This is a genomic window from Pseudoalteromonas sp. SCSIO 43088, from assembly GCF_023650795.1.
GTDB lineage: Bacteria > Pseudomonadota > Gammaproteobacteria > Enterobacterales > Alteromonadaceae > Pseudoalteromonas > Pseudoalteromonas shioyasakiensis.
This window is the reverse complement of record NZ_CP072675.1, coordinates 2,561,444-2,585,893: the sequence shown is the minus strand read 5'-3', so window position 1 is coordinate 2,585,893 and position 24,450 is coordinate 2,561,444. Positions and strand designations below refer to the sequence as shown.

20 protein-coding genes are annotated in these 24,450 nt (G+C 40.2%); 13 read left to right on the top strand and 7 right to left on the bottom strand.

The window, feature by feature from the left end; genetic code table 11:
• Nucleotides 1-34 precede the first annotated feature (34 nt).
• The 7 genes from pilV (at nucleotide 35) to J8Z28_RS11970 (ending at nucleotide 9,857) form a co-directional block, all read left to right on the top strand.
• Nucleotides 35-589 carry a type IV pilus modification protein PilV gene (pilV, locus tag J8Z28_RS12000; protein ID WP_062564361.1) on the top strand — a complete coding sequence of 185 codons (555 nt, stop codon included), beginning with the start codon at nucleotides 35-37 and terminating at the stop codon, nucleotides 587-589.
• A gap of 1 nt (nucleotide 590) precedes the next feature.
• Entirely contained in the window at nucleotides 591-1,580 is a 990-nt protein-coding gene (locus tag J8Z28_RS11995) for a PilW family protein (RefSeq protein ID WP_250659492.1), read from the top strand.
• A complete protein-coding gene (locus J8Z28_RS11990) occupies nucleotides 1,568-2,050 on the top strand; it encodes a pilus assembly PilX family protein (protein WP_250659491.1) in 483 nt (160 codons plus the stop codon). The genes J8Z28_RS11995 and J8Z28_RS11990 overlap by 13 nt, the downstream gene beginning before the upstream one ends.
• 21 nt (nucleotides 2,051-2,071) lie before the next feature.
• The gene (locus J8Z28_RS11985; protein ID WP_250659490.1) at nucleotides 2,072-5,092 is read left to right on the top strand and encodes a PilC/PilY family type IV pilus protein; all 3,021 of its coding nucleotides are present in this window, start codon (nucleotides 2,072-2,074) and stop codon (nucleotides 5,090-5,092) included.
• A 453-nt stretch (nucleotides 5,093-5,545) separates the two neighbouring features.
• The gene (locus tag J8Z28_RS11980; RefSeq protein WP_130166997.1) at nucleotides 5,546-6,058 is read left to right on the top strand and encodes a pilus assembly PilX family protein; all 513 of its coding nucleotides are present in this window, start codon (nucleotides 5,546-5,548) and stop codon (nucleotides 6,056-6,058) included.
• Nucleotides 6,059-6,070: 12 nt separating this feature from the next.
• Nucleotides 6,071-9,277: a PilC/PilY family type IV pilus protein gene (locus tag J8Z28_RS11975; RefSeq protein WP_250659489.1), complete on the top strand. Its 3,207-nt coding sequence runs from the start codon at nucleotides 6,071-6,073 to the stop codon at nucleotides 9,275-9,277.
• Between the two features lie 154 nt (nucleotides 9,278-9,431).
• Nucleotides 9,432-9,857 carry a type IV pilin protein gene (locus J8Z28_RS11970; RefSeq protein ID WP_250659488.1) on the top strand — a complete coding sequence of 142 codons (426 nt, stop codon included), beginning with the start codon at nucleotides 9,432-9,434 and terminating at the stop codon, nucleotides 9,855-9,857.
• 6 nt (nucleotides 9,858-9,863) lie between these two features.
• Here J8Z28_RS11970 and J8Z28_RS11965 read toward each other — a convergent pair whose 3' ends face one another.
• Both J8Z28_RS11965 and J8Z28_RS11960 read right to left on the bottom strand, forming a co-directional pair.
• Entirely contained in the window at nucleotides 9,864-10,403 is a 540-nt protein-coding gene (locus tag J8Z28_RS11965; protein WP_054561900.1) for a GspH/FimT family protein, read from the bottom strand.
• A 72-nt stretch (nucleotides 10,404-10,475) separates the two neighbouring features.
• Nucleotides 10,476-11,024, bottom strand: coding sequence for a GspH/FimT family pseudopilin (locus tag J8Z28_RS11960; protein WP_055197039.1), 549 nt, complete (start codon nucleotides 11,022-11,024; stop codon nucleotides 10,476-10,478).
• A gap of 138 nt (nucleotides 11,025-11,162) precedes the next feature.
• On the opposite strand from J8Z28_RS11960, the gene J8Z28_RS11955 reads away from it, so the two are divergent.
• Nucleotides 11,163-11,501 (top strand): P-II family nitrogen regulator, encoded by a 339-nt coding sequence (locus J8Z28_RS11955; protein ID WP_054551748.1) that lies wholly within the window; start codon nucleotides 11,163-11,165, stop codon nucleotides 11,499-11,501.
• Nucleotides 11,502-11,569: 68 nt separating this feature from the next.
• On the opposite strand, the gene J8Z28_RS11950 is transcribed toward J8Z28_RS11955, so the two are convergent.
• On the bottom strand, nucleotides 11,570-12,328 hold the full coding sequence (locus J8Z28_RS11950; protein WP_054561898.1) for an outer membrane protein assembly factor BamD: 759 nt from the start codon (nucleotides 12,326-12,328) through the stop codon (nucleotides 11,570-11,572).
• Between the two features lie 129 nt (nucleotides 12,329-12,457).
• On the opposite strand from J8Z28_RS11950, the gene rluD reads away from it, so the two are divergent.
• From rluD to clpB, 3 genes are all read left to right on the top strand, one after another.
• Complete coding sequence (gene rluD, locus J8Z28_RS11945; protein ID WP_239963327.1) at nucleotides 12,458-13,435, top strand: 23S rRNA pseudouridine(1911/1915/1917) synthase RluD; 978 nt, start codon at nucleotides 12,458-12,460, stop codon at nucleotides 13,433-13,435.
• A gap of 5 nt (nucleotides 13,436-13,440) precedes the next feature.
• Nucleotides 13,441-14,163 (top strand): peptidoglycan editing factor PgeF, encoded by a 723-nt coding sequence (gene pgeF, locus J8Z28_RS11940; protein WP_250659487.1) that lies wholly within the window; start codon nucleotides 13,441-13,443, stop codon nucleotides 14,161-14,163.
• A gap of 98 nt (nucleotides 14,164-14,261) precedes the next feature.
• The gene (gene clpB, locus J8Z28_RS11935; RefSeq protein ID WP_054561895.1) at nucleotides 14,262-16,838 is read left to right on the top strand and encodes an ATP-dependent chaperone ClpB; all 2,577 of its coding nucleotides are present in this window, start codon (nucleotides 14,262-14,264) and stop codon (nucleotides 16,836-16,838) included.
• Between the two features lie 59 nt (nucleotides 16,839-16,897).
• On the opposite strand, the gene J8Z28_RS11930 is transcribed toward clpB, so the two are convergent.
• Complete coding sequence (locus tag J8Z28_RS11930) at nucleotides 16,898-18,445, bottom strand: methyl-accepting chemotaxis protein (protein WP_054561894.1); 1,548 nt, start codon at nucleotides 18,443-18,445, stop codon at nucleotides 16,898-16,900.
• 392 nt (nucleotides 18,446-18,837) lie between these two features.
• On the opposite strand from J8Z28_RS11930, the gene gshA reads away from it, so the two are divergent.
• Nucleotides 18,838-20,412, top strand: coding sequence for a glutamate--cysteine ligase (gene gshA / locus J8Z28_RS11925; RefSeq protein ID WP_250659486.1), 1,575 nt, complete (start codon nucleotides 18,838-18,840; stop codon nucleotides 20,410-20,412).
• A 136-nt stretch (nucleotides 20,413-20,548) separates the two neighbouring features.
• On the top strand, nucleotides 20,549-21,157 hold the full coding sequence (locus J8Z28_RS11920) for a transglycosylase SLT domain-containing protein (RefSeq protein ID WP_054551741.1): 609 nt from the start codon (nucleotides 20,549-20,551) through the stop codon (nucleotides 21,155-21,157).
• A gap of 44 nt (nucleotides 21,158-21,201) precedes the next feature.
• Here the strand turns inward: J8Z28_RS11920 and J8Z28_RS11915 are convergent, their stop codons facing one another.
• The 3 genes from J8Z28_RS11915 to J8Z28_RS11905 all read right to left on the bottom strand — a co-directional run bounded on the left by J8Z28_RS11915 (nucleotide 21,202) and on the right by J8Z28_RS11905 (nucleotide 24,340).
• Nucleotides 21,202-22,041: a mechanosensitive ion channel family protein gene (locus J8Z28_RS11915; RefSeq protein ID WP_054561892.1), complete on the bottom strand. Its 840-nt coding sequence runs from the start codon at nucleotides 22,039-22,041 to the stop codon at nucleotides 21,202-21,204.
• Between the two features lie 165 nt (nucleotides 22,042-22,206).
• Nucleotides 22,207-23,475: an HlyC/CorC family transporter gene (locus tag J8Z28_RS11910; RefSeq protein ID WP_130051057.1), complete on the bottom strand. Its 1,269-nt coding sequence runs from the start codon at nucleotides 23,473-23,475 to the stop codon at nucleotides 22,207-22,209.
• A gap of 61 nt (nucleotides 23,476-23,536) precedes the next feature.
• Nucleotides 23,537-24,340 (bottom strand): cytochrome C assembly family protein, encoded by an 804-nt coding sequence (locus J8Z28_RS11905; RefSeq protein ID WP_054551738.1) that lies wholly within the window; start codon nucleotides 24,338-24,340, stop codon nucleotides 23,537-23,539.
• Between the last annotated feature and the right edge of the window lie 110 nt (nucleotides 24,341-24,450).

Below are 24,450 nucleotides of genomic sequence, written 5' to 3'. Positions count from 1 at the left end.
CTTACTGTATGTAAAAGTATCCATGAAACTTACCATGATTAAACATTCTGAGCAGCAAGGCTTTACCCTTATAGAAGTACTTATTGCCTTTGTTATTTTAAGCTTTGGTTTATTAGGCGCTGTGGCCCTGCAAGCAAAAGCGAAGCAGGCAAGCTTTGATTCTATGCAGCGTGCAGCTGCTGTAGCACTTGGTAATGACATTATCCAGCGTATGCGAGCGAACGACTCACCTGGCTTTGCAGCGTTATATAATGGCACTTTCGATAGTGATACAGCTCTAAATACGAGTTTGAGTTGCTATAACTCAGCATGTAGTGCTCAGCAATTGGCAGAATTAGATAAACAACAGTGGGTGCGTGCAATTCAGGCTCGTGAAAACACCGGCGCTTTAGACGATGCAACTGTGTGCATTAGTAGTACTCCCGTTGCTGCAGGCAATGCCAGCGAATTCAATATTGAGGTTGTGATCAGTTGGCAAGGCCGTCAAGAACTTAGTGCTAATAAAGATACAGCTGCAATTGATTGTGGTTCTAAAGGCGATAAGCGACGTTTGATTGTTCTACAAAGCTATATTTATTTAAGGTCTTGATATGAAAAAGCATAATGGATTTACTCTCGTCGAGATGATGGTTGCTTTATTCATCGGAGGTGTGGTGCTCGGCGGGGTGATGTTTACCTATATAAGCATGAAATCAACAACTCGTGACACGATGACAATTGGTGAGCTACAAGAAACTGGTAGACTGGCTATGAATATCATGCAACGTGATATTGAACAGATTGGTTTTTGGGGCACGTTTTATGAAGACTCATTTTCGGATGCAAATACAAACAGTTTAGGAAATCCCGGTAATGATTGTTCAGAAGGCCTTAATAATGGCAGCTTTCCAGATACAGCTGCAACCAGTAACTTTCGCTCCGTTTATGCAGTGCAAACAACCGGTAACTCAGCCCTTGGATGTATAAACAATGTTGAGAAAAATACAGATGTACTGCAAATTAAATTTTTAGAAGGCTTACAAATTCAACCTGCTGATACTAGTGATAACTATTACTATTTTATTGCTGAGCAAGAGCTTGCTGAGTTTCAGCGCGGCCCAATCGCGGCAGCAGCTGTAAATGGTAATGCTACGATTTGGCGTTATCGACATCATGTTTATTACATAACAAAGCAAACCTACACCATTAATGACCAAAGAGTGTCTGTTCCTTTACTTAGACGTAAACGCTTAACTCCTTCTGGGGGCATGACAACTGAAACGGTTATGGAAGGGGTAGAAAATATGCACTTTGTGTTTGGTCTTGATACTACAAATAACAGTCGTGTTGATACATATAAAAGTATCAGCCAGATGACCAACACTGATTGGGAAAATCGCCGTGGTATTTTGACAGTGCAAGTATTCTTACTTGTGAGATCGCTTTTACCAGATTCAAACCTTAAGTTAAAAAATCAAACTTATACATTGGGTGAAGACGCAAATAGCCGCGTTCTTACATTTGACGATAACTACCGACGCGCACTATTTACGACCACTATCCGCTTGAACAATGTTGGGGCAAACTTATGGCGCATTTAACTATGATGCATAAGCAACAAGGTGTTGTATTAATCGTTGCTTTGATCATGGTTATTGCGATAACCGGTATTGCTGTGACTTTGATGAGTAGCAGTAGTGTAGATATTAAAATCACAAATGCCGCTCAAGAGAGAGAAGCGGCAGAGAATGAATTAATTGGTGATGTACAAAACCTCATTGCTAATGAAGCAAAAAAATTAGGTAACAGCCGATTTTTCTTTAGTCGAGGGCAAGTTCCTGAAACAGGCCTCGATCTAGGTAATACAAATGACACATCTAATACCATGTTTAACAAAAATGAAGGCCCTATGGCTTTAAGGTGCCCAAGACGTTTTGATGATACTGCAGGCTTAAGATGCAATATGGTTGAGATTAATTCAGTGATTGAATATGGCTCTAAAAGTAAGCATAACCTCACTATTACAACAGGGATTGCTCAAGAAATGCTGAGCTTAAATAGTGGAAATTAATGGAGTAAGGCGAGTATGAGAATGAAGTTAAACAGCCTATTTTTTATTTTTGCATGTGTATTTTGCCAAAATCTTTATGCTGAAGATATAGACCTATATGTAAATTATGAAGTAGCGGAAGATGAAAAATTACGGGTCTTACTTGTTTTTGATACATCGAATAGCATGGCATTCTCTATAGAGACGGGCAAAGTCTGTAGAAGTAAGGGGAAGCTTATACTATGTCCAGAAGGAAGTCGTTTAGAGGTCGCACAGGAGGCGATGATTAAATTAATTAACGACAATAGTGATATTGAGTTTGGTTTAATGCGGCTCATTAAAGGAACTGGTGGGTATATTATTCACGGAATTGGAACAAATCATAATAAGATAAAAAATACTATCCGAAACTGGGATGTAACTGATCTTGAAGGGGGAACACCACTTGTAGAAACTATTACAGAAGCATGGCGATACCTAACGGGCGACGAAATATCCTATGCTAATTTAGTAGATCCCGTTGAACGAGATACTTCTATAGAACAAAGTGGTAAGTATATTTCTCCATTCAAGCAGTACTCAGGTGATCCAATTCGTTGTGATAATAGCGTTAATATCATATTGATGACAGACGGTGAGCCTTATTGGGATGTTGATCAAGATGACTATATTAAACGCCTGTACAAAAGTATTTATGGTACTGAACCTCAAGCAGTTGGTAAGAGTCATTTACCATCAATGGCAACAATTCTTCATGGTAAAAAGAATGAAAATAGGGATATATACCCTGCAACAAGTGTTGTAGATGGCGCAAATGTTTACACGATAGGTTTTGGTAAAGGCTTAGTTAAAAACGCAGGAGATATTTTACAGGCGACTGCTGATAATGGTGGTGGTGATTATATTTTCGCAGAGTCTCCAGAAGAGTTAAGTGAGGCATTTGATTATGTTGTCGACAATATAAGAAAGGTTAACTCAACATTTTCTTCGCCAGCGGTAGCATCAAATAATTCAGATAAATTATCGCACCGTGATGCAGTTTATTATCCTATGTTTCTACCTTCAAACGATGCTCGATGGCGAGGGAACCTTAAAAAGCTAAAAGTATCCAGTGGTGTCGTAGTTGATGCTAACTTTGACTCTGCCCTTGATAATGATGGGGCGATTTTATCAACAGCAAAAACATATTGGCAATCTAATAGCAACCTCATTGCTGATGGTGGTTCCGTTGAAAAAGGAGGCGTAAACGCTTATTTAGCTGAACAATCGAGTATTCCAAATAAAGGCCGGAAAGTGATCACCAACTTATCGGGCGGTCGAATGCTCAATTTTACGGTTTATAGAGTTATTTTCCATTATGTAAATCGATTTAAGGCTGCCGTTGATTTTGAAGCAGACCCAGATGAAGTCTTTGATCTTATTAATTGGTCTCGTGGACTTGATGTTGATGATGAAGATCAGGACGGTTCAACAGACGATTCTCGCCATGATATTTTTGGTGATGTACTGCACTCTAAGCCTGTTACGATAGATTATGGCTACAATGATGTTCGTATTCTTATTGGCACTAATGCGGGCTATTTACATATGTTTAGGGACAGAAACGATGTTTTAAGCGAGAGCTGGGCATTTATGCCTGCGGAACTGTACTCAATTATTAAGCCATTACGCGATAAAAAGATACACACAAAAGTATATGGAGTGGATGGCCCAATAACCGTTTATTTTGATGATAAAAACGAAGACGGCATCGTTAATAATGATGACAGGGTATGGGCATTTTTCGGATTACGTCGAGGTGGTAGTAGCTATTACGGTTTAGATATAACTAACCCTAATTCACCTTCTCTGATGTGGGGTGGTCCGTTAAAAAGTGGTGATGGAAAATTTTTAGAACTAGCACAAACATGGTCTAAACCTCAAATTACATTTATCAATCTTAAAGGCTATGAAGATAGACCGCTATTGGTTTTTGGTGCTGGCTACGACACGAATAAAGATAATTCAATCTCAACAGATTCTAAAGGGCGAGGCTTATACATTGTTGATGCAGAAACTGGAAAACAAGTTTGGGCGTTAACAAACTCAGAAGGTGGCTTTAAAGGGCAGCACAGTATAGCGTCAGACATACATTTACTTGATTCTGATTACGATGGTTACACTGACAGATTGTATGCAAGTGATACTGGTGGTGGGATCTGGCGAGTTGACTTAGCAACAAACAACAAAAAAAATTGGACGCACTTTCAACTTGCAAAATTAGGCAATAATAACCGCCGCTTTTTTTATGAGCCATATGTTTCAAGAACTTTGTTCAGTAAAGTAACAGAAACAACACTTGATGGTGAAACAACTTACTCAAGAATTGATACCCCATTTGATGCAGTACTTATAGGAAGTGGTGATCGTACAGATCCATTGAATTTAAAAGTCGGTGATAAGCTCTATATGATTCGAGATATAAACACAGTAACTCGAAGCTTTGAAGAGAAAGAAATACCAGATTTAATTTGGCAATCAGATTTAATGAATGTAAATAGTGACCCATTTGCCAAAGTTACCGACAGTTTGAAAGACTTTGTTGAACTAGAAGCTGATTTAGCTGAAAAAGATGGTTGGTTTTATAATTTAGGGTGGGGTGAAAAGGCAACTTCGAAGGCTACCGTGTTAGGAGGCGTTGCTTATTTTACTACATATAAACCAGATACCAATTCTTCATCGGATTCACAGTGCTCAATTGCAGAAGGGCAAGGTTATCTTTATGCATTTCATCTTCACTATGGGACCAAAGTGTATAATTGGTTAAGAACCCCAACAGCGGCAGAACTACCAGATACACCAACTATGTATGTTGAAAATGGTGATGTGTATATCTTTCCATTACCAAATAAAGACCCAAATTGTACTGAAAACTGTGAGAAAATTGAGGCTAAAGTAGTTAATGGGCCAACTCCTAGCGTTGATGAAAATGGCAATGTTCAGCTTTATGATGAGGAACCACTTAAATTAGAAGTTCATCAAAGTTATATTTATAAGCAAGAAAGAAATGATAATAGCTTGTGATTAAACTGTTTTTTTCTTAATTTTTATATTTAATTTCTTATTTATTTAAATCGTATTTTTAACCTGGTAATTTGTCTGGGTTGGAAATTTTTTATAATCGCTATTTCATTGCTGGTTATCTAGTATTTATAATCTCCTGTCGTAACTTTGTCCTGAAAAGTTTACATTTAACCTGTTGTAAGTTGGTTGATTTTTTCTTTTGATTCTAGGCGCTTTGTAACATTTTAAATTAATTGAAATTTTCTTTTTTACCTTTCTTCTTTTTCTTTTATTAAATCTTTAAATATTTTAATAAATAACTGGAATGATGTTGTGTATTTATTATAATACTAATTAGTTAGCCTTAATTGGTTGCGTGTTTTAAATTTAAAAATACTTTTTACCTGATTTTGTTTTGCTGACTTAGATATTACTAGGCGAGATGTAGATGAAATATCAACACGAAGGTTTGCTATGAAAAACTTTTCAATTAATCGAAATAGAAAAAACAGTGTTCCTAATATACGAAAACAGCAAGGTATTGTGCTTATTATTGCTTTGATTATGGTCGTTGCTGTGACAGGTATAGCTGTGACTTTAATGAATAGCAGCAGTGTAGATATAAAAATTACAAACTCAGCTCAAGAGCGTGAGACTGCAGAAAATAGCTTAATTGGTACAGTGCAAAAAGTTATCGCTAATGAAGCGGCAGCAGGTGGTAATAGTGCTTTTTTAATGAAGGCATCTGAGATACCTGAGGGTGGTTTTGGTATGGATGATATGGATGGCGCATCTAATACTATGACAAATCTAAATAATGGTGCGCTAGATTTACCATGCCCACGTAAATTTAACTTTACCGCCGGTGTGTCATGTAACATGGTCCAAGTAGATACCACTATTACTTATGGCACTAAGAGTAAACATACCTTAACGATCAGCACAGGTGTTGCCCAAGAAATGGCTAGCCTCAATACCGGTGGTTAGTGGAGAAAAGTGATGAATTTAGAAAAAATAACTCAACGTATACTGCTAACTTCTTTAGCAGTGTTTAGTTTTTTGGGTCACGCTGAAGATATTGAATTATATGTCAATCACAATGCCAATCTAGATGAAAAACCTCGGGTTCTTATTGTTTTTGATACCTCAGGTAGTATGGCTTTTTCGACTAGTTCCGGTAACAGTTGTGGCTACTCAGGTGGTTATATTTTATGTAGTGATAGCCGTTTAGGCGTTGCACAAGATGCTATCACTAAACTGGTTGATGGTAACGATGACATTGATTTTGGCTTAATGCGTTTTAACAGCACCAATGGTGGCTATGTGCTTGCTGGTATTGGTTCAGATATATCTGCCTTAAAGACCACAATTGCGGGGCTGCCAGCCGATGGGGGTACACCACTGACCGAAACGCTTTGGGAAGCCTATCTTTATATAACAGGGCAAAGTCTCTTCTACGGCGAAAAAGTTGATATCACTAGACGTGATACTTCTATAGAAAATGCCAATCCTTACACATATTACGAGCGTGTTTGCTCAGGTCCTTGGTGGGATCGTGATTGTTATAATAAACCCCGAATTGGGTATACCTATTCATATATTTCACCGTTTGATAATTCTGAAGAAGTAAAGCGCTGTGATAACTCAGTTAATATTATCTATATGACAGATGGTGACCCATCAGCTGGCTCTGATAATGAACAAGACTCTAATATTAGCGCGTTACACAAGTCGTATTTCGGTAGCTCTCTATCAAGTGATGATAAAATCGCTGGTGTTTACTTACACAAGCTCGCAAAAATCATTCACGGTACTGATGATGTAGAGGTGGATTTAAGGCCAACGACGGCAGACATTCACGAAACAGGTCGAGTCTATACCATAGGTTTTGGTTCTGGTATGAGTGATAATGGTAAGCGCTTACTATCAGAAACGGCAGCTGAAGGTGGCGGTAAGTACCTACATGCCAATACTGCAGAGCAACTTTCTGAAGCCCTTAAAAATACGATTACTCAAATTCGAGAAGTGAACGATACTTTCACGGCGCCATCTATAGCAAGTAATAATGTTGACCAAACACGCAGCCGCGAATCAATTTATTATGCGATGTTTTATCCTAAAACTGGGGCTCGTTGGCGCGGAAATCTGAAAAAGCTAAAAGTATCTGGCGATCAAATTATCGATAAAGATGGTAAATCTGCTTTAAATGAAGATGGTTTAATCGATAAAGACGCTAAAACCTTTTGGCTGCCTAGCGGTGAAAGCGCTGATGGTAATTCAGTTGAGTTGGGTGGTGTAAATCTTTATTTATCTAACTCTTCGAGCGTGCCGAATGAAGGGCGTAAAGTACTAACAAATGTAAATGGTCGCATGCTTAACTTTACCCGCTATCGTGTTGTATTCCATTATGGAACTATAGACAAGGCTGCCGTTGATTTTGAAGCTGATCCGGATGAAGTTGAAGACCTTATTAACTGGTCAAGAGGCCTAGATATTGATGATGAAGACAAAGATGGATCGACAACGGATTCGCGTAAAGACATCTTTGGTGATCCACTGCATTCAAAACCTGTAACAATTGACTATGGTAATGATGATATCCGAGTTTTAATAGGCACTAATGCCGGTTACTTGCACATGTTCCAAGATAAAAATGATGTGCTAAGTGAAAGCTGGGCGTTTATCCCCAGAAGCTTGTATAAAATAATAAAGCCACTTCGTGATAACCAAGCAGATACCAAGGTTTATGGTGTTGACGGGCCAATCTCAGTATTCTTTGATGATAAAAATAGTGATGGCGTAGTAAATGGCTCAGACCGAGTTTGGGCATTCTTTGGCTTAAGACGCGGTGGAAATTACTACTACGGACTCGACATAACTAACCCAGACTCGCCAAGTCTACTGTGGGATCAACCAATTGTAGGTGGCACAGGCGACTTTAAAGAATTAGGGCAAACTTGGTCTAAACCTTCTGTTACTTATGTGAATCTAGATGGTTACAAAGACAGACCTGTGCTTATTTTTGGCGCGGGTTATGATACAAACAAAGACAATGTTATTCGTACAGACGACACTCATGGACGTGGTATTTTTATTGTTGACGCGCAAACGGGCAAAAAAGTGTGGGCATTAACGCCGAGTGAGAATAGCTTTTTAGGTAAGCATAGTATTGCATCAGATATTAGTATCTTAGATTCTGACTATGATGGCTATATTGATAGGCTATATGCAACGGATACGGGCGGTGATGTGTGGCGTGTTGATATGCCTTCTGACAGCCCAACAGATTCAGAAAACCCATGGACACATTTTAAATTAGCAAGCTTAGGTAGCGCACTTTCAACCCAAGATCGTCGCTTTTTCTATAAGCCTTTGATTGCAAGAACTATGTTCAGCAAAGTATCAGAAACATCTGTTAATGGTGAAACAGTAACTACACGAATTGATACGCCATTTGATGCTGTGCTAATAGGTAGTGGTAACCGCTCTAAACCAACGAGCACTGTTACCAACGATCAACTGTTCATGATCCGTGATATCAATACGGTAACTCAACCATTCCTTGGTAATGATGTACCCGCAGCAATTACACAAGCAGACTTGATGAATATGGATTCTGATCCATTTGGAAATTCACTGGACGACGTGGATAAATTTACTGACTTAGAAATTGAGTTAGGTGAGTATCACGGTTGGTATTACAATTTATCTTCTGCTGGTGAAAAATCCCTTGCTGCAAGTACAGTTATCGGTGGTGTAGCTTATTTCACCACTTATACACTAGCTTCAGCGACAGAAACAGCGAACCAGTGTTCACTAACTGGTGGTTCAGGAAGTTTATACGCTTTCCACTTACATTACGGTACAAAAGTGTATGATAGCTTGAAATTTACTACTTCGAATGACGTGCCAGATACTCCTCAACTTTATTTTGGTGTAGGTGACAGTTGTGTTGATGGTAATAGCGATGGTTATTGTGATGACAACACAGATGAAAAGGTTAAAGAGCAAAGTCAGTTTTTAACCATTGGTCCAGGTATCAAAGGTGAGCAAAATCCACTGAAAGTACAGGAGATCCAAGGTCCAGGTTTAGTTATTGAAGATGGTAAAATTAAACTTGTTAGTGATGCTGTGCCTATTGGCTTTGGCTTTAAAACGCAACAAACTTTCATTTATAAGCAAGAGCGAAACGATAATAGCCAATAAAGCACTAAGTGACTGCTCTGCCTTACATGTTAAGGCAGAGCATGTGGTCGCTATTTGAATACTCGCCTTAATTGCATAATTATTGTTAGCCATCTAAGATAAGAACAAATAGAGGTAATTCCTCTAAAAAAACAATTATATAGGTTTTTAAAATATGAACTTTATAAGAACAAAGAGTCATAATGGTTTTACGCTAATCGAGCTGATGATTACTGTAGCTATCTTAGGGATCATCGCTAGCATTGCTATTCCTAGTTATTTTGAGCACGTAAAACGTACCGCTCGAACTGAGGCAATTACTTCGTTATTAGATGCAGCTAATAAACAAGAGCAATACTTTGTTGATAATCGAGAATATACAAGCACAATTGCTGATTTAGGTGTTTCTAGTACTACAGAAAATAATTTCTATACCATTAGTGTTAAGGTAGATAATGATGCAGGTACATTTACATTTAAGGCAACACCTAAATCTGGCCCACCATTACAAGATTCTGAATGTGCAACATTGTCTATTTCTGATACAGGTTTAAAAACGTCAACGGGGTCTGCTGATTCAAGCACCTGTTGGGGTAAATAAGCTTTATCAATTATCAGTTTGGCATTTATCAGTATCAATTAATCTAACTCGGCCTATCGGGCTGACCCTAATTGCAAGCCCTTTGAGGCTTGCTTTTATGTATTCTGGGCAGTAGATAAAAGTGCCATTGCCTAATCCCATCGGCATACCCGCTGGGCTAAACGTAACTGCATGACGTGGGTATGTTAGCATGTCAAACTTACTTATTGCTTCGATTTCCATTAGTTTAGTATCACCACTTTCAAATATACCTAGTTCGCCTTTGTCTACAAAAACGGTTAACGATTTGTGCCATATAGCTTTGTTGCATCTGTTGTTTTTTAAGGCGCAGAAGGTGACATAGGCATCATTTGTTTGCGCTTTTAGGCGAGTAAACTGCAGCGCTCTTTTCACCGTTTGCATGTTGCTTTCTAAACGGTTTGTAGCCAGAAGTGGCTTAAATTCAAATAAGGCGATATGCAGCAGGAGTGATAAAATTGATAGCACTACGAGGCTTTCAATTAACGTTGCCCCATTGAGGCTGCGCAGAGTTGTAAGTGCCTTCATCCTTGAAGATTCCAAATTTGCGGCTGTTTATTTAACTATAATTCGAGAAGGTGGGCTGTCAATTTACCAAGCTTAATTACAGCCATCTGTCGTACTGCCAATATATAAAGCAGTCCCTGAGGCAAATACTTCTAGTTGTTTGTTATTATCGTCATCAGCTTTTGAAGGGCAGTAAGTGAATTTTCCAGTATTTGACGTGAGCATCCCGCTGGTATCAAATGTGATAAAGTTATCACCAGTGAAATTTAACTGACTGTTCTCAGGCACTTCTTCCATGACTCTTAAAATGATATCGCCAACTCTTGGGTTGTAAACACCATTTTGGTTTGAATCGAAAAAGACGAATACAGTACCTTGGCTCCAATCGTTTAAGCATGGAACTCGTCTGTTACTTTCAACTCTTGAAGTGTTGCCACTACAAACAACAATAATTGCATCACTACTTGTTGCTTTTGCTCGTGCAAAGCTGAGTGTACGTTTTAATTCTAATAAGTAGCTCTCAGCTCGGTCATTTTCAAGCATATCTGAGCTATCCCATAGTGCTATCAGTGCAACGATACCCACAATAGCAAGCGTGACCATCAGCTCTAATAATGTAAAACCCCGTTGTAATGATTTCATTGTTGTCTCTATTTTGAATCACTTTGTTTAATAATATCATGATTGCTGATTTAATCACCGTAATTCATAGCTTTGTTTGCCATCAGCAATCGGATTGTCTAAAATCGAGGCAATCGAGAAATAATAAGTAACCCGAAAATGAAAAAAATCGAAGCAATTATTAAACCATTTAAGCTTGATGATGTACGCGAAGCATTATCAGATGTGGGCATCACAGGTATGACGGTAAGTGAAGTAAAAGGCTTTGGCCGTCAAAAAGGACATACCGAGCTTTATCGCGGTGCTGAGTACATGGTGGACTTTTTACCTAAGGTAAAACTAGATATCGTATTAAGCGACGAAGATGTTGACCGTGCTATCGATGTTATCGTTAAAACATCGCAAACTGGTAAAATTGGTGACGGTAAAATCTTTGTCACTGACGTTGAGCGTGTAGTACGTATTCGTACCGCTGAAGAAGATGAAGATGCGATTTAATACAAATTTAAATTAACCGCAAACATTAAAAAAGGCGCCTAAGGCGCCTTTTTTGCTTTTAGTCTATTTTAACGCTTGTTAGCTTCTCGCGTCGCTTTAGCGTGTTCGCTCAACTCAGGTAAACCCAGCTTGTTGTAGCTTTTTTCCATGATCTCTAGTGCTTGATCAAGGTAGCTGCTTTGTGAGTAGTGCTCAACCACATATTTACCACGGTTTGCTGCAGCAAGGTATGCCTCACGCTCATAGTAGTATTCAGCAACTTTTAACTCGTAGCGTGCCATTTTATTCAGTAGCCATACTAAACGTTTTTTCGCTTCTGGTGCGTAGGCACTGTTAGGAAAACGCTTTAAAAGTGTTGATAAATCAGTAAATGCGACACGAGTACGATTTGCGTCTCTGTCGGCACGGTCTACACCAAAATATTCTTGGAATGCGTTTTCATCCGCTTTGATGTTTACCAAGCCACGCATGTAATACATGTAGTCTAAATCTTTATGGTTTGGGTTTAAACGAATGAAACGGTCGATAGTTGCTAGTGCTTGCTCAGTATTACCTGCTTGATAATGCGCAAATACTAAGTCCATTTGTACTTGTTTTGATAAAGGACCAAAAGGATAGCGAGAATCAATAGCACTTAATAGCTCAATTGCACGAGCATACAAGCCAGAATCTAATGTTTGTTTTGCATCTTCATATAAAGCTTGCGCAGATTTATTAGGAACGCGTTGGATATCTTCTTGGTCTGGTGCTGATGAACAGGCACCTAAGCCAAGTACAGATACTGAAAAAACTATGGCGAACGCACGTTTCCCTATTTTATTTATCATTTTATTTCTTACCTTCGATGTCTTCGGCTAGGCCAAGTGAGGAAAACCGAGTAAACTATACGTATTATATTAAAGCGATTCTAACCCAGTCGAGCACAGCTTGCACTGGTAAATTGGGTAAAGTTACTAATGTCAGAGCAAATTTCTCTCCAAGCCGAGGTTCCAATTGACCTTGGCGGTAAACGTCTAGACCAAGTATTAGCGCAATTGTTCCCTGATTATTCTCGTTCACGCATAAAAACGTGGATTTTGGATGATAAAATCACAGTAAACGGCGAAATATTAAACACACCGCGCGAAAAACTACTCGGTGGCGAAACGGTGAGTGTTGAAACAACCATCGAAGCCCCTCGTGAATACGAGGCACAAAATATCAAATTAAACATCGTTTATGAAGACGATGATATTTTGGTGATCAATAAACCTATGGGGTTAGTAGTACATCCAGGGGCGGGTAACCCAGATGGCACGGTATTAAATGCTTTGCTACATCATTACCCTGACATCATTAATGTGCCTCGTGCAGGTATTGTGCATCGTCTAGATAAAGACACCACCGGTTTAATGGTGGTGGCGAAAACAATTCCGGCACAAACACATCTAGTATCTGCATTACAAAAGCGTGAAAACTTCACCCGTGAATACGAAGCAATTTGTAATGGCACAATGACAGCAGGTGGCATGGTTGAAAAACCAATTGGTCGCCATGCAACAAAACGTACTCATATGGCCGTGCACGAAATGGGCAAACCAGCAGTTACGCATTATCGTGTTGCAGAAAAGTTCCGTGCACATACACGCTTACGTTTACGCCTAGAAACAGGCCGTACTCACCAAATTCGTGTACACATGGCTTATTTAAACCACCCATTAGTTGGCGACCAACTGTATGGTGGTCGTCCGCGCCCGCCAAAAGGTGCTACACCTGAGCTGTTTCAAATGCTACGCGACTTTAAACGCCAAGCATTACATGCTGTTAAGCTATCAATTGCACACCCAATTACAGGTGAGCTAATGACTTGGCAAGCGCCAATTCCAGATGATATGGCAGCTATGACAGAAGCATTACGCGCTGATACTAAAGCAAACCCAAATATCGAGTTCTAAGCGTTATGTTCAAACCAGCATGGACTGCCCCAAACACTGTTAGCGCGCTGAGTACCACCCGAGAGGGCGGTGTATCAGTTGCACCCTTTGATAGTTTTAATGTGGGTTTACATGTTGGTGATGATGAGCAAGCCGTGCTTGCAAATCGCGCGTTACTTACAAATCAGCTGCCTAATCCTGCTGTGTGGTTAAACCAAACACATAGCAGCGATGTAGTCGTAATTGATGAACAGTCTGACTTAAGCCAAGTACGCTCTGCTGATGCGCTTTACACCCGTTTAATAAAGCAGCCGCTGGCGATAATGACTGCAGATTGTTTACCTGTGTTACTTTGCTCGAGTTCTGGGGATGAAGTCGCTGCTGTCCATGGTGGCTGGCGTGGTTTAGCGCAAGGTATATTGGCAAACACGGTTTCGCACTTTCAAGCGCCAGCAAGCGATATTATTGCTTGGTTAGGCCCAGCTATTGGTCCTTTACAATTTGAAGTCGGGCAAGAAGTAAGAGAGTGTTTTTGCTCACAAAACCCAGAGCATCAACAAGCTTTTACAGCCAAACATGAAAAATACATGGCTGATATCTATTTATTAGCACGTCAGCAATTAGCACAATTAGGTGTGGTCAAAATGTATGGTGGTGAGCACTGTACTGTTACTGAAAAATCACAGTTTTTCTCTTATCGCCGTGACGGACAAACAGGCCGTATGGCGAGCTTGATCTGGCGCAATTAATACGCCTTTTTTGCGATTAAATTTTCTTCTTTTACTTGAACAAATCACTAAGCATACCCATTAATTAAGCAATTAGATTTTTTAATAGGTAAACCCTTATGCGTTTAGATAGATTTACAAGTAAATTTCAATCTGCGCTTTCAGATGCGCAGTCATTAGCACTTGGGCGCGATCATCAATTTATTGAGCCTGTGCATTTAATGTATTCATTGCTTCAGCAAAATGGTTCAAGTGTGCGTGCGTTACTTGCACAAGCAGGTGTGAGTGCTGATGAGTTAAACACCAAGTTATCCCAAGAAATCGAGAAACTGTTTAAAGTTGAAGGTATTGGTGGCGATGTTCAGCTGTCAAATAACCTGATTTCGTTAATTAACTTATGCGATAAATATGCTCAAAAACGAAAAGATAAATTCATTTCGAGTGAGTTGTTTGTTCTTGCTGCGTGTGATGATAAAGGTCCATTAGGTGACATTTTTAAAGCGCTGAATATTACTTCTAGCAAGATCGAATCTGCAATTGAAGCCATTCGTGGTGGCCAAAAAGTAGAAGACCCAAATGCTGAAGAAACTCGTCAGGCATTAAAAAAATTCACCATCGATTTAACTGAGCGAGCAGAGCAAGGTAAGCTTGATCCTGTTATTGGTCGTGATGACGAAATTCGTCGTACTATCCAAGTTTTACAGCGCCGAACTAAAAATAATCCGGTGTTAATTGGTGAGCCAGGTGTAGGTAAAACAGCGATCGCTGAGGGCCTTGCACAACGTATTATCAATGGTGAAGTACCTGAAGGTTTAAAAAACAAGCGAGTATTATCCCTTGATTTAGGTGCTTTGGTTGCTGGTGCTAAATACCGTGGTGAATTTGAAGAGCGTTTAAAATCAGTATTGAATGAACTTGCCAAAGAAGAAGGCCAAGTCATCCTCTTTATTGATGAAATTCATACCATGGTAGGCGCAGGTAAAACAGACGGAGCAATGGATGCGGGTAATATGTTAAAGCCTGCACTTGCCCGTGGTGAGTTACATTGCGTGGGTGCCACAACCCTTGATGAGTATCGTCAGTACATCGAAAAAGATGCGGCACTTGAGCGTCGTTTCCAAAAGGTATTTGTTGATGAACCATCGGTTGAAGACACCATTGCGATTTTACGTGGTTTAAAAGAGCGTTATGAGCTGCATCACTCAGTTGATATTACCGATCCGGCCATTGTTGCCGCGGCGCAGTTATCGCATCGTTATATCAGCGATCGGCAATTACCAGATAAGGCAATAGATTTAATTGACGAAGCAGGTTCTTCAATTCGTTTGCAAATAGACTCAAAACCAGAGTCTTTAGATAAGCTAGAACGTCGTATTATTCAGTTAAAACTGGAAGATAATGCACTGGCGAAAGAAAAAGACGAAGCAAGTCAAAAGCGCCGCACCGAAATGCAAGAGCTGATCACTGAACTTGAAGCGCAATACCGCGAACTAGATGAAGTGTGGAATGCTGAGAAGGCCTCACTGCAAGGCACGCAAGTAATCAAAGCAGAACTTGAGCAGGCACGTCTTGATTTAGACGTGGCACGCCGTGCCAGCGATTTACAGCGTATGTCTGAGCTGCAATATGGTCGTATCCCTGAACTTGAGCGCAAACTCGACCTTGCTTCACAAGCTGAAATGCAAGAAATGAGCTTGCTTAAAAACCAAGTGGGTGAAGACGAAATCGCTGAGATTTTATCGCGTTGGACAGGTATTCCGGTATCGAAAATGCTGCAAGGTGAACGTGAAAAGCTACTGCAAATGGAAGATCAATTACACCACAAAGTGATTGGTCAAGATGAAGCTGTTGTAGCTGTTGCAAATGCAATTCGTCGTTCTCGCGCAGGGCTTGCTGATCCAAATCGCCCAATCGGCTCATTCTTATTCTTAGGCCCAACAGGGGTGGGTAAAACTGAGCTGACCAAAGCACTCGCCAGCTTCATGTTTGACACTGAAGATGCCATGGTGCGCATTGATATGTCGGAGTTTATGGAGAAACATTCGGTGGCACGTTTAGTCGGTGCACCTCCGGGTTATGTTGGCTATGAAGAGGGTGGCTATTTAACTGAAGCGGTACGCCGTCGTCCGTATTCCGTCATTTTATTGGATGAAGTCGAAAAAGCGCACCCTGATGTATTTAACATCTTACTGCAAGTTCTTGATGATGGGCGCTTAACGGATGGTCAGGGCCGTACCGTTGATTTTAAAAATACGGTGATTATCATGACCTCTAACTTGGGTTCCGATATTATCCAAGAGCAAGCAGGTTCTAATGATTATGCCGGGTTAAAAGAAAAAGTGATGGGCGTATTAGTTAGTCAGTTCCGCCCTGAGTTTATTAACCGAATCGACGAAACCGTGGTATTCCATCCACTTGCTAATGAGCACATTAAGGAAATTGCAGATATTCAGTTAAGTAAGCTACGTGAGCGATTAACTGAAAAAGGCTACATTCTTGAAGTTACGGATGCAGCTTTAGACCGCATCGCTGAAAGTGGTTTTGATCCTGTGTATGGGGCAAGGCCTTTAAAACGTGCTATTCAACATACCATTGAAAACCCATTAGCACAGCGCCTGCTCGGAGGGGATTACCAACCAGGTGCCATCATCCATATTGATGCTGATGAGAATGGACTTGTTTTCTCGAGTCGTTAATTAGCCCTAAAAACAAAAGCCGCATCAATTATGATGCGGCTTTTTTGTATCAGTTAAGTTTAAACTTTAAAGGTTAACAGCATATCATTAACTTTGCGTGAGCCTTCAACAAGCCCCGCTGCATCTTTAGCCACGTTGTAGCTAAGCTTTAAGTTCTCTTCGCTGTGTCCTTTAATGCTTTCTACATTTTCGCGTATATCGGTGCTAACAACTTGTTGTTCCTCAGCAGCCGTCGAAATCTCCGTCGCAAGGCCTGATATTTCATCAATTTGTGCGAAGATGCTCGCAAGCTCAGTTTGAGTATGTGCAGTCGTATCAACACAACTATCTGCTTGCGCTTTAGTTGATTGCATCACTTTAGACCAGCTAAATAACGTATCTTGGATCTCTTTAATTGAGCTATGAATTTGTGCCGTCGCATTTTGCGTGCGTGAAGAAAGTGCGCGTACTTCATCTGCTACAACCGCAAAACCACGGCCATGCTCACCGGCACGTGCTGCCTCAATTGCTGCATTCAGCGCTAATAAGTTTGTTTGTTCAGCAATGCCTTCAATCTCACTCATTACTTGGCCTATTTTGTCAGCTTCACTAGCAAGAGAGTTAGCGGTAGTGGCTGCTTGCTCTACCTGGTTAGCTAGATCAGTCACCATGCTGCTATTATCTTCAATATGCAGTTTGATATCGTTACAGCTTTGGTAAGTGGTTTTAACCTTATCAGCAGTGTGATGAGTATTTGCTGAAATTTCGCCAATAGTCGCACTCATTTGTGTCATTGCCGTAGCAATATCACTTAAACGCTGGCCTTGTGCAGCAATACCTTGCTCGGTTAGTGACGATTGTTTATCTAAGTTGGTAGCAATGTCTTTAAATGAGTAAGTAGAGTCTTTAACACGACCTAATACAGTTCTAAGCTTAGCGAACAGCATTTGCTGATTATAGGCAGCAATACTAAATGGGTGCGAGCCCGAATACACATAACGTGATACTGAATCAAACTCTGCACGTTGCTGCTTTAAATGTCTTGGCGTAACTACGAGTTCGTCATAATTTAAAGCAAAAAGTAGTGCTACAAGGACACATGCGGCTATAGCAATCATCCATGAGGCGGCCACAGCTAAACCAACAATGCCTGCAATTAATAAAATCGCAGACACTATTTGTCTAAGTGAAATATTCTCACGAAATGATGCGATTGATTTACCGTCATTAATTTTAGTGTAAAGGGCCATCGCACGGGTTTTTAATTGTTCAGATGGCTTGGTACGCACTGATTGATAGCCAACTAACTGGCCATGTTCATATATAGGTGTAACGAACGCATCAACCCAATAGTAGCGACCATCTTTACAGCGATTTTTTACCATGCCACGCCAAGAGTGGCCCTCTTTAAGTTTTTCCCACATCTCTTTAAATGCCGCTTTAGGCATATCAGGGTGGCGTACAATATTATGATTTTTTCCGAGAAGCTCTTCTTCGGTGTAACCTGCTATAGTACAAAATTCCTTATTTACGTATGTGATTACACCGCGTAAATCTGTGGTAGAGACAAGCTCTTGATTATCTGAGTATGTCACTTCTTGATTGACGATTTCTTGCCCACGACGCATATGAGTCCTCGAAATATACTTTTTTATGGTGTGCGGATTATAGTCTCAGAAAAATGTAAGGGAAGGGGGGACATAGTGTTAACTGTGAAACTTTTAATAATTTCATCTTCCCTTTGATCTAAAACAATATCTTGCCTGAATTATTATGTTTAGCCTCAGTCTTTTATATTAGTTAAAAGGTCTAATATCCTCAAGGAAAAAGCCTAAATTGTATTTTTAACCGTTTTAGCAACAATGAAGTGCCACCAAAGCAATTGTATATTGTGACTCACAATGGCAAGATTGAGCTTCAAGTGTATGGGTAAATAATGAAACTGATATTTCTGACTTGAGTAATTGTTTTTTGCCCCCATACACTTAGGATTACAGCCACGCGGCTCGAGGAAGCATTTTTGATAAAACATGATTTAAATAAAACGCTAGAAGCGTTAACGGCACAATTTCCTAACGCAATTAATGGGATTCAACGTGGTATCGAGCGAGAAGCATTAAGGATAAAACCAAGTGGTGTTATCTCACAGCAAGGTCATCCACAAGGCGTAGGTAGCGCTTTAACGAATGATCATGTCACCACTGATTTTTCAGAATCACTTTTAGAATTTATCACTCCGGTTAGTACATCTGCAGAGCAAACACTCGCGCAGCTAAAAGATTTGCAAAAGTTCACCTTATCGCAGATGGGCGATGAGCTGTTATGGCCGATTAGTATGCCATGCTTTATTGAACATCAAGATGATATTGTACTCGCACAGTTTGGTGACTCAAACATTGGCCGCATGAAAACACTTTACCGTGAAGGCTTAAAGAACCGTTATGGTAGCATGATGCAAGCCATTGCCGGTGTGCATTTCAATATCTCTTTCCCTGAGAGCTTATGGCAAAGTTTGTATAGCTTAAACGGCAACCAAGATACATTAGCTGAGTCTATTTCGAATGGCTATTTAGGGCTTATTCGTAACTTTAAGCGTGAGCTTTGGTTAATAAGCTTTTTATTTGGTGCATCACCAGCGTTATGTAGTTCATTCTTACAAGGGCGCGAAACTGATTTACCATTCAAAAAGCTAGGTAAAGGTACCCTTTACTTAGAAGTGGGTACAGCGCTGCGTTTGGGTAACCTTGGTTACACTAACAGTGCACAATCGTCTTTACGTGTTATGTATAACTCACTCGAAGAATATGTAGCAGGCTTAAAAGAGGCGATTCATACACCATCAGATATTTATGGCCATATAGATGACTACACGAGTGCTGAGCCAAAGCAGTTAAATAAAAATATTCTGCAAATCGAAAACGAGTTTTACTCGCCAATTCGTCCTAAGCGCAATGCAGCATCGGGCGAAACACCAACCGATGCATTACTTCGCGGCGGTATAGAATACATCGAGGTACGTGCGCTTGATGTTAACCCGTTTAGCGAAACGGGTATCGATTTACAACAAATTCGTTTCTTAGACGTATTCTTAACTTATTGCCTCTTGAATGACTCGCCAGAAATGGATTGGCAAGAGCAAAAATTAAGCACAACTAACCTTGATGCGGTTGTCAATGAAGGTCGAGACCCAGAGCTAATGCTCAACAAGCAGGGGGAGATGGTGCGTCTAACTGATTGGGCCGAGACAATTTTTACTCAGCTATCTGAGGTTGCCCGTTACATGGATAATGCATATGGCGTGAGTTATTACAGCGAAACCATAGCTGAGCTTGCAACCTGGGTGAACAGCCCAAGTAAAACGTTCTCTGGCAAATATGTTAGTGCGCTGGCAAAAGAGAACCAAGATAATGGTCATTTCGCTTTAGCACTTGCACAGCAGTACAAGCAAAGCCACCTTGATGCTGATTACCAATTTTATGATCAAGCATTTTTGGCAAAGCAAGCGGTTGACTCTGTGCTTAAAGAGCGTGAAGTTAAAGCGGCAGACAGTGTATCTTTCACTGAATTTTTAGATGACTATTTTGCTAAAGCTTAGTATGGTGAAGGCATAAAAAAACGCAGCCTAGGGAGGCTGCGTCAAAGATTCTTCAGGGATGAAACAATGCTATACTGCTGCATTCATAAGTTCAGACTGACCTGATGAGAAAAAGTTCAGCGAGATCCATAAAAAAATGAAAAAAAGTATAATTATTTTATCGCTGGCCGCATCTTTGGCTGGTTGTGCAACGGCTCCCCCTGAGCAACCTCATGATATATGTAAGATTTTTGAAGAAAAACCTGACTGGTATTACGATGCTCGTGATGCACAAGAAAAATGGGGGTCGCCAAAACATGTGCTAATGAGCATGATGTATCAAGAAAGCTCATTCCGCCATGATGCAGCGCCACCAATGGAATACTTCTTATGGGTAATTCCAATCGGACGTGCTAGCTCTGCATATGGCTACTCTCAAGCAAAAACCCCAACATGGTCAGATTACATTCGTGAAACAGGTAACAGCGGTGCAGACAGAGATGATTTTGATGATGCTATCGACTTTATGGCTTGGTTCGTTTACAAAACTCATAAAGTAAATGGTATATCGAAATGGGACGCCTACGCGCAGTACCTAAATTACCACGAAGGGTGGGGCGGCTATAAGCGAGGCACTTATAAAAGTAAAAAATGGCTAATGAGCGTTGCTAATAAAGTTAAACATCGAGCTAGCCGCTATGGCGCACAACTTAAAAAGTGTGAAGCCGATTTAGACAAAAACTGGTTTGAACGCTTATTTAGTTAATGCATAAATAGAAAGCCCGCATCAATTAGCGGGCTTTTTGTTAGTTATTTACCAGGAAACTGGTGAATATGAACATCCCTTTGCGGGAATGGAATCGTGATATCAGCGGCGTCAAAGGCAATTTTAACGCGTTCGTATAAGCCAAAATACACTGGCCAGTAGTTATCAGACTCAACCCACGCCCATACCAACATGCCAATATGGCTTTCACCGTGCTGGCTAACATGAACCGATGGTTTTTTATCTTCTATATCTTTTAGTATCAAATCATAGTCATTAAGCACGCTCATAAGCACATCACGGGCTTTATGGACATTATCTCCATAACTAATGCCAAATTCGATAGCAACGCGGTGTGTTGGCTCTGAAAACTTATTCTTAACGCAGCCATTTGATAGCGTGCCATTAGGAATAATGATTTTTTCATTGTCGTAGGTGAGTAAAACAGTGACAAAAATTTGTATCTCAACAACTGTACCCATGTAGCCTTGCGCTTCGATTACATCGCCAACTTTAAAAGGCTTAAAGAACAGGATAAGCACGCCACCTGCAAAGTTAGCAAGGCTACCTTGAAGAGCCATGCCGACCGCAAGGCCTGCAGCACCTAGCATTGCGATAAACGACGTGGTTTCTATGCCAATCATAGAAGCAACAGATATCAGCAACAGTACTTTTAAAATGACCGAGATAAAGGAGACTAAAAAGTGCGTAAGGCCAACTTCAAACTTGACCTTGTTCATTGATTTTTCGGCCATATTGGCAATTCTACCAATTAACCACCAACCTATAATTAAAACCAGTATTGCGAGGATAAACTTTGGCCCGTAAAGCATCAGCAATTCGATAGCTTGGTTATAGATTTTCTCGATTGATATTTCGTCCATTATTTTCCCTTTTATATCAATATATGCAAAAGAAAATAATAGTAGAGGAATTCGTGTTCGGGTGTGCGGGATAGCTAATAAAATGTGAATCTTCAGAAGTAATTCAGCTATAAGTAACAAAAAAGGAGTAGCAAGCTACTCCTTTTGTTTAGATGGTGTAGAAAATTATTCTGTACGTTTACTTGGAATAACTTTAACTAACTTAACCATATTTTCTTTTATCTCGATAACTTCAATAGGGTAGCCGGCAATACGTAAACTTAGGTTTGAGTCTGGGATGTCCTCTAAGTATTCAACGATTAAACCACTTAGCGTTTTCGGGCCATCAATCGGTAGCTCCCAACCCATTTCTTTATTTAAATCACGAATGTTAGCACCGCCATCAACAAGTACTGAGCCATCATCTTGCTCTGTTACTTCTTCACTCGGTGTACGCGTTTGCGTTGTAGTGAAATCACCCACTACTTCTTCAAGAATATCTTCAAGCGTTACTAGACCTTGAATATCACCATACTCATCGACAACTAAGCCAATACGTTCTTTTGATTGCTGAAACTTAAGTAGTTGCGTGTTCAGTGATGTGCCTTCAGGAATAAAGTAAATTTCACGTACCGCGCGTAGTAGTGATGGTTTATCAAACTGCTCTTTCGTTAATAGACGCAGTGCATCACGTGAGTGAATAAAGCCAACAGCATCATCAATTTGGTCACGATACAACAGTACACGGGTGTGCTGTGCATGAGTAAGTTGGCGGCTGATAAGCTTCCAATCGTCATTGATATCGATAGCAACAATTTCGTTGCGTGGGATCATGATATCTTCAACAGTGACTTGTTCTAAATCTAAAATTGAAGTCAGCATGCTTTGGTGGCGAGCAGGTAACAGTGCACCTGATTCGTTCACCACAGTTTTTAGTTCTTCTTTACTTAAGCTGTGCTCTTCAATTTGTGCGGTAGTAATACCAAACAAGCGTAACATGCCGTTGGTCATCCAGTTTACGATAACCACAAACGGGAAAAGGATTTTCAATAGGCCTTTGAGCACAATTGAGCTTGGAAAAGCAACCTTCTCTGGGTATAGCGCAGCAAGTGTTTTTGGCGTTACTTCGGCAAAGATTAAAACAACCAGCGTTAGCGCGCCGGTTGCAATAGCGATACCGAGATCACCATACAAACGAATACCAATAATCGTTGCAACCTGTGCTGCAGCGATATTTACAAGGTTATTACCAATTAAGATCAGACCAATGAGTCTGTCAGGGCGACTTAATAGTTTGCTGACGCGCTTCGCTGCACGATGATCTTCTTTAGCAAGATGACGCAGGCGAATACGGTTGATTGACATAATTCCAGTTTCAGAACCAGAAAAATAAGCAGAAATAAGTATCAATAATCCCAATATAATAAACAGGGTACTAGTCGATATGTCGTCCAAGGATGGATCCTTTTTTTATAAATCAGTGCATATTAAGCTAGAGACAGCTTGCTGAGTCAAGTTAAAACTTATTTAGAACCACTTCTTGGATGAAACGGCTGCCAAAATAAGCAAGTGACAAGATAAAAGCGGCTATCATGATCGAAAATACCACAGGCTTACCACGCCAGCCTTGGCGTAAATGACCTACAGTGACCACAGTGAAAATTAGCCAAGCAATTAACGATAAAACCGTTTTGTGGATAAACTCACTGGCAAACATTCCCTCTAAGAAGATGAACCCAGAAAGGAGAGCAAAAGTCAGTAAGATAGTACCCAGCGTGAGTAATTGATATAGCTGACGCTCAACCACCATCAAAGGAGGGAGGTGGCTGTGTACAATTGCCAAGTCTTTGCGTTTGAGGCGCTTATCAATAAAGTAGAACTGTACAGCATAAAGTGTTGAGATTATCAAAACACAATAGGCTAGCAGTGATAACGATATGTGAGTAACTAAACCAAGCTCAACATCGATTGACTGTAAAATCACATGATGCGGTATAAACAAGCTGGCAAGAGTCAGTAAGGCTGCAAAACCATAAACAACTGGCAACAATAAAGTCGCAGGGAATTTGAGAGACACAGCAGTTACTGACACCACAATGACCCAACAGGTTAATAAAGCAACGTTGACGATACTTAAATCTTGGCCGTCAGCACGAAAAACTGAATTAACCAGTAATAGCATATGAGCAAGGATAGCCACAGTGCTAAGAATGACTGTGAGTTTTTGGCTTGGACCTTGTTTGTGAAAAAGGCGTGATAGCACATGTGACGTTGCTAACACATAAAACAAACTAGCAATAATAGTTAAACTAATAATCATCGTGTTTTGGCCACTTAATTTATATCGATAAATCCTTGTCTCTTTGATGCCATTGTATTTTATAGCAAGGCAAAAGCATAGAGTTTGTAAAAAGAAACTCAAACTGAACA

Coding starts and splice junctions, on each gene's coding strand:
- J8Z28_RS11980 (WP_130166997.1), top strand. CDS start 5,546: ATGAAAAACTTTTCAATTAATCGAAATAGAAAAAACAGTGTTCCTAAT.
- rluD (WP_239963327.1), top strand. CDS start 12,458: ATGTCAGAGCAAATTTCTCTCCAAGCCGAGGTTCCAATTGACCTTGGC.
- J8Z28_RS11930 (WP_054561894.1), bottom strand. CDS start 18,445: ATGCGTCGTGGGCAAGAAATCGTCAATCAAGAAGTGACATACTCAGAT.
- J8Z28_RS11965 (WP_054561900.1), bottom strand. CDS start 10,403: ATGAAGGCACTTACAACTCTGCGCAGCCTCAATGGGGCAACGTTAATT.
- pilV (WP_062564361.1), top strand. CDS start 35: ATGATTAAACATTCTGAGCAGCAAGGCTTTACCCTTATAGAAGTACTT.
- J8Z28_RS11960 (WP_055197039.1), bottom strand. CDS start 11,024: ATGAAATCATTACAACGGGGTTTTACATTATTAGAGCTGATGGTCACG.
- J8Z28_RS11970 (WP_250659488.1), top strand. CDS start 9,432: ATGAACTTTATAAGAACAAAGAGTCATAATGGTTTTACGCTAATCGAG.
- J8Z28_RS11920 (WP_054551741.1), top strand. CDS start 20,549: ATGAAAAAAAGTATAATTATTTTATCGCTGGCCGCATCTTTGGCTGGT.
- J8Z28_RS11995 (WP_250659492.1), top strand. CDS start 591: ATGAAAAAGCATAATGGATTTACTCTCGTCGAGATGATGGTTGCTTTA.
- J8Z28_RS11990 (WP_250659491.1), top strand. CDS start 1,568: ATGGCGCATTTAACTATGATGCATAAGCAACAAGGTGTTGTATTAATC.
- J8Z28_RS11905 (WP_054551738.1), bottom strand. CDS start 24,340: ATGATTATTAGTTTAACTATTATTGCTAGTTTGTTTTATGTGTTAGCA.
- J8Z28_RS11950 (WP_054561898.1), bottom strand. CDS start 12,328: ATGATAAATAAAATAGGGAAACGTGCGTTCGCCATAGTTTTTTCAGTA.
- J8Z28_RS11985 (WP_250659490.1), top strand. CDS start 2,072: ATGAAGTTAAACAGCCTATTTTTTATTTTTGCATGTGTATTTTGCCAA.
- J8Z28_RS11975 (WP_250659489.1), top strand. CDS start 6,071: ATGAATTTAGAAAAAATAACTCAACGTATACTGCTAACTTCTTTAGCA.
- clpB (WP_054561895.1), top strand. CDS start 14,262: ATGCGTTTAGATAGATTTACAAGTAAATTTCAATCTGCGCTTTCAGAT.
- J8Z28_RS11955 (WP_054551748.1), top strand. CDS start 11,163: ATGAAAAAAATCGAAGCAATTATTAAACCATTTAAGCTTGATGATGTA.
- J8Z28_RS11915 (WP_054561892.1), bottom strand. CDS start 22,041: ATGGACGAAATATCAATCGAGAAAATCTATAACCAAGCTATCGAATTG.
- pgeF (WP_250659487.1), top strand. CDS start 13,441: ATGTTCAAACCAGCATGGACTGCCCCAAACACTGTTAGCGCGCTGAGT.